Genomic DNA, 634 nt, shown 5'->3' with positions numbered 1-634 from the left:
CAAGGGGTTGGTAAATGTTGTATTGAATATGCAAGATGGGGTTATTCTAGGTGAGAATTCTGGTATTAAGATTCAGTCTGGAGTAATAAATACATTGGAGAACAATGGAATTGTAAGAGGCGAAAAAAATCATGGTATAGAAATTTCTCATCAAGGAAAAGTGGATAATATTATAAATAGCGGAGTGATTTATGGTAAATTAGACGGTTTTAATATGATCTCAATGTGGGATTATAATAGAATAAATAAAATCGAAAATAAAAACATTTTTACGGGTGGAAGATATGGTATTTATATTAATCAGAGTAGTGTTATTAATACATTAATTAATAGCGGAATTATCTTTGGAGGTATTGATGGAATTATGGTTTCTTCAGAGTGGGGTAGATCTGGTTCTATAGAAAATATTGATAATAAAGGGACAATTGTTGGTAAGCACAATGGAATTAATGTTAAATTTTTTTCTAACAATCATAGTCTTATTGCATCTATTAATACCATCACAAATAAAGGCACTATTTTAGGTCAAAGTGGTGCTGGTGTATTTATCAATGGTTCCAATCAACACATCAAAGACTACATCAAACTAGAAGGATCTAATGCTTTAATAGCAGGAGGCACTGCTGGTATTTAC

Annotated in this window: 1 pseudogene; it reads left to right on the top strand. The window is 31.1% G+C overall.

The window, feature by feature from the left end:
- Window positions 1-28: 28 nt before the first annotated feature.
- Window positions 29-634, top strand: a pseudogene (locus tag L8X40_RS08455) (hypothetical protein); the annotation flags it as partial.

The organism is Campylobacter sp. CNRCH_2013_0855 (assembly GCF_025773025.1).
Lineage (GTDB): Bacteria > Campylobacterota > Campylobacteria > Campylobacterales > Campylobacteraceae > Campylobacter_D > Campylobacter_D jejuni_C.
Note: the sequence above shows the minus strand (reverse complement) of the source record. Positions and strands in the feature narration are given on the sequence as shown.